General features: G+C 69.1%; 5 protein-coding genes and 1 pseudogene. 4 read left to right on the top strand and 2 right to left on the bottom strand.

Features of this window, described 5'->3' with window-relative positions:
* A pseudogene (locus tag ACFQEU_RS13035) lies at positions 1–142 on the top strand (phosphoribosylamine--glycine ligase); the annotation flags it as partial.
* A gap of 384 nt (positions 143–526) precedes the next feature.
* A complete protein-coding gene (locus tag ACFQEU_RS13040; RefSeq protein ID WP_379782831.1) occupies positions 527–1,054 on the top strand; it encodes an acyltransferase in 528 nt (175 codons plus the stop codon).
* Between the two features lie 9 nt (positions 1,055–1,063).
* Here ACFQEU_RS13040 and ACFQEU_RS13045 read toward each other — a convergent pair whose 3' ends face one another.
* Positions 1,064–1,414, bottom strand: a complete 351-nt coding sequence (locus ACFQEU_RS13045) for a DUF5798 family protein (protein WP_379782823.1) — start codon at positions 1,412–1,414, stop codon at positions 1,064–1,066.
* Positions 1,415–1,501: 87 nt separating this feature from the next.
* On the opposite strand from ACFQEU_RS13045, the gene surE reads away from it, so the two are divergent.
* A complete protein-coding gene (surE, locus tag ACFQEU_RS13050; protein WP_379782825.1) occupies positions 1,502–2,338 on the top strand; it encodes a 5'/3'-nucleotidase SurE in 837 nt (278 codons plus the stop codon).
* Between the two features lie 47 nt (positions 2,339–2,385).
* Here the strand turns inward: surE and ACFQEU_RS13055 are convergent, their stop codons facing one another.
* A complete protein-coding gene (locus ACFQEU_RS13055) occupies positions 2,386–3,036 on the bottom strand; it encodes a nucleotide exchange factor GrpE (RefSeq protein WP_379782827.1) in 651 nt (216 codons plus the stop codon).
* 106 nt (positions 3,037–3,142) lie between these two features.
* Between ACFQEU_RS13055 and ACFQEU_RS13060 the strand changes: the two genes are divergently transcribed.
* The coding region (locus ACFQEU_RS13060) for a thiamine pyrophosphate-binding protein (protein ID WP_379782829.1) at positions 3,143–3,600 on the top strand (458 nt) is incomplete at its 3' end.

The raw sequence follows: 3,600 nt of genomic DNA on the forward strand, positions 1-3,600 counted from the left end.
CGGCGACTCGATCGCCGCCGCGGAGGCACAGGCGGAGGCGGCGCTGTCGGCCGCTGGCGACCGCGTTCGGATCCGCCACGATATCGGGACCTCCGACCTGCTCGACCGGCGGATCGAGCATATGAACGAGCTCCGCGCGTAGCGTCGCTCGTCGCACAGTTCGATGGCGAACAGGCGGTCCCCTGCCGCTACTCACGGCGGCGGACCGCACACCCGCCTTGACCGGCCGTGAGCCGTCGCGTTCGGCAGGGTGGGAGCTGGGCTTGGTATCGCGTATAACATCCCGCACGCGACAGCGACACCCCGCACGCGACAGCGACACCCCGCACGCGACAGCGACACCCCGCACGCGATCCTGGAAGCAGCCGCGGGCGGGTGAGCGGGGCTTATAACCTCGCCGCTACAAGGACTCCGCGTGAGCGACGAAGGGGCCGCTGTCGACCGGAGTGGAGAGCGAGCGGGTGGCGGGACCGACGAGTCCGGTGGCGCTCCCGCCGACGACGGCACGACTCCTCGACGTGACCGATTGGAGCGGCATCACACGGGCGGGGTGCGGAACTCGCTGTGGTCGTGGCCAGACGCGAAGTCACCGCTCGCGGTCGTCCGAAACTACGTGGCGATATCGGCCGCCCGGGTCAGCCCGAGCCTCCGGCTCAAGAACTGGCTGCTCTCTCGGATAGGGGTGACCGTCGGTTCGGGGGTGTCATGGGGGCTCGAGTCGACGCCGGACGTGTTCTGGCCCGAACGGATCACCGTCGGCAACGACGCCATCATCGGCTACGACGCCACGCTGCTGTGTCACGAGTTCCTTCAGGACGAGTACCGACTCGGGGACGTCGTTATCGAGGACCGAGCGATGATCGGCGCGGGTGCGATCGTGCTTCCCGGTGTGACGGTCGGCGAGGAGGCGCGTGTCGCCGCCAACTCGCTCGTGACCGAAGACGTCCCGCCCCGAACGACGGTCGCCGGTGTCCCCGCAGAAGTGGTCTCGCGGGCAGACGCCAACGCGGGCACGGGCGACGCGACGGACAGGAACGCCATCGGCCCCGACTGACCGCTCCGATCAGTTCTCGGACGGCTCGTCGTCGTCCGCGTCGGGCGTCCCGCGGTCGTTCTCGACTCCCGCTTCGCCCTCCGCACCGTTCCCACCCTCGTCGGCCGCAGCTTCCGCCTCCGTGATGTGTGCCTCCGTGCTCACGCTGTCGAGATCCACGCCGACCTCCTCTGCGACCGCATCGAGGACGGCCCGCTGCTCGGCCATCTCGTTTTCGAGCCCCTGGACCCGTTCCGCGGTGTCGTTCACGGTGTCTTGGGTGTCCTCGACTTCGTCGCGGAGCTCGCTGATCTTCTGATACGTCCGTTCTGCCTTGTCGGCAAGCGTCTGGATGCGCTTCGCCGTGTCGCCGAATCCCATATGACCCCCCTCGGCCCGACGCTACCTGTGTGTTTCCGTTCCGGGTGCCGACGATGGACTTTTGCCCGGACCCGGTAAGGAACGGGCATGAGCGTCGATCGGATCCTGTTGACGAACGACGACGGCATCGACGCCGTCGGGTTGCGGGCGGTGCACGACGCCCTCTCCGAGTCGTACGACGTGGTAACGGTCGCGCCCGCGGGCGACCGCTCGTCGATCGGCCGCGCCATCTCTGGCGGCGTCGACGTTCGAGACCACGAGCTGGGGTACGCCGTCGACGGCACGCCGGTCGACTGTGTCGTCGCCGGACTCGACGAGCTCGTCCCCGACGCCGACCTCGTTGTCGCCGGGTGTAACAAGGGCGCGAACCTCGGCTCGTACGTGCTCGGACGGTCGGGAACGGTCTCGGCCGCCGTCGAGGCCGCCTTCTTCGGGGTTCCGGCGATCGCGGCGTCGATGTACGTCCCCGGCGACGACCCGGAGTGGTGGCGAACCGAACTGGCTCCCGAGCGGTTCGCACACGCCGTCGACTCGACACGGTTCCTCGTCGACAACGCGCCGGATGCGGACGTGTTCGACACCGCGGACTACCTCAACGTGAACGCGCCGATCGTGACGAACGACGGCGGAGACAACCAGCCTGCACCGATGCGGGTAACCACGCCCTCGGACTGGTACGGGATGACGGCGAACCGGGGCGAGAGCGAGGACAACGACCCCGATTCGGATGAACCGGAGACCGACCGGATCACGTTCGAGGACCCGATCTGGGGGCGTATGACTCCCGACGAGGTCCCGGACGATCCCGGTACCGATCGGCGGGCGGTCGTCGACGGCGAGGTGTCGGTGTCGCCACTCACGATCCCGCACGCGACCGACCGGAACGACTCGCTCGACAGGCTCGTCGAGTCGTATCGGTCGTAACGGGAGGAGACGCGCGTTCGGACGGGACGGAGCGATCCGGATGCGGCCTACTCGTCGCCCGCGCTGACGGTGACCTGTGCCTCGGCGATGACACGGTCGCCCATCTCGTAGCCAGGTTCGTACACTTCGTGGACCGTCCCCGGCGGCTGGTCGCTCTCGACGCGGAGCATCACCTGGTGGCGCTCGGGGTCGACGTCCGCTCCCGGCTCGGGGTCTATCGGATCGACGCCTTCGTCAGCTAGCACCTCGTCGAACTTCTCTAGCGTCGACTCCACGCCCGGTCGGATGTCGCTCCCCTCCTCCTGATCGAGCGCTCGGAGGAGGTCGTTGCGGACGGGGGCGATCCGCTCGACCAGCGCCTCCGAGGCGCGCTCGCGGATCTCGTCGCGCTTGCGTTTGGCCCGCTGTTTGTAGTTACTGAAGTCGGCACGGACCCGCGCGAGTTTGCTCGTCAGCTCGTCGACCTCCTCGCGGCGCTCGTCGATCTCGGCTTCCAGCTCGGCCACCTCGTCCGCGAGCGCCGCGTCGTGCTCAGCGACACGATCCGCGAGGCTCGGCTCGTCGGACCCCTCGATTCCATTGGCCGCGTCCGATTCTTCCGTCGCGTCCGGCGCGTCCGTCGGGTCCGGCTCGTCTGTCGCCTCCGCCGTGTCGTCGGACTCGGTCGGCTCGACCTCGACGGCGTCGTCATCGCTCATGCCCGATCGAAGTCGGTCGGCGCGTATAAGGGTTGTAGAACGCGACCGCCCGCCACCTGACCGCGAGTTGCCGGGATACTTATCCCGCGCGGATCTACTGCCGCTAATGACCGCGCCGAACCGGAACACGCTGTGGGCACGGGCGATCGTCGACGAGCTCGTTGACGCGGGTGTCGACGCCGTCGTCGTCTCCCCCGGAAGCCGCTCGACGCCGCTGACGGTGGCGGCCGCGCGCCACGAGGAGCTCCACGTCTTCTCGCTGCTCGACGAGCGCTCGGCCGCCTACTTCGCGCTGGGGCGCGCGCGTCGAACGGGCCGCGTGACGCCGCTGATCTGTACGTCGGGCACCGCCGCCGCCAACTACCACCCGGCGGTGATGGAGGCGAGCAACGCCCGCGTCCCGCTGCTCGCGCTCACCGCCGACCGGCCGCCCGAGCTCCGCGATTCGGGCGCGAACCAGACCGCCGACCAGGAGAAACTGTACGGGGACGCGACGCGTTTTTATAAGGACCTCCCCGAGCCCGCCGCCGCCGACCGCGCGCTGCGCTCGGTCCGAACGACGGT

Origin of the sequence: Halorubrum tibetense, assembly GCF_042661865.1 — an archaeon.
Classification (GTDB): Archaea; Halobacteriota; Halobacteria; order Halobacteriales; family Haloferacaceae; genus Halorubrum; species Halorubrum tibetense.

Excerpts from the sequence above, each read along its gene's own strand:
- ACFQEU_RS13045 (WP_379782823.1), bottom strand. The coding sequence starts at position 1,414 with ATGGGATTCGGCGACACGGCGAAGCGCATCCAGACGCTTGCCGACAAG.
- surE (WP_379782825.1), top strand. The coding sequence starts at position 1,502 with ATGAGCGTCGATCGGATCCTGTTGACGAACGACGACGGCATCGACGCC.
- ACFQEU_RS13055 (WP_379782827.1), bottom strand. The coding sequence starts at position 3,036 with ATGAGCGATGACGACGCCGTCGAGGTCGAGCCGACCGAGTCCGACGAC.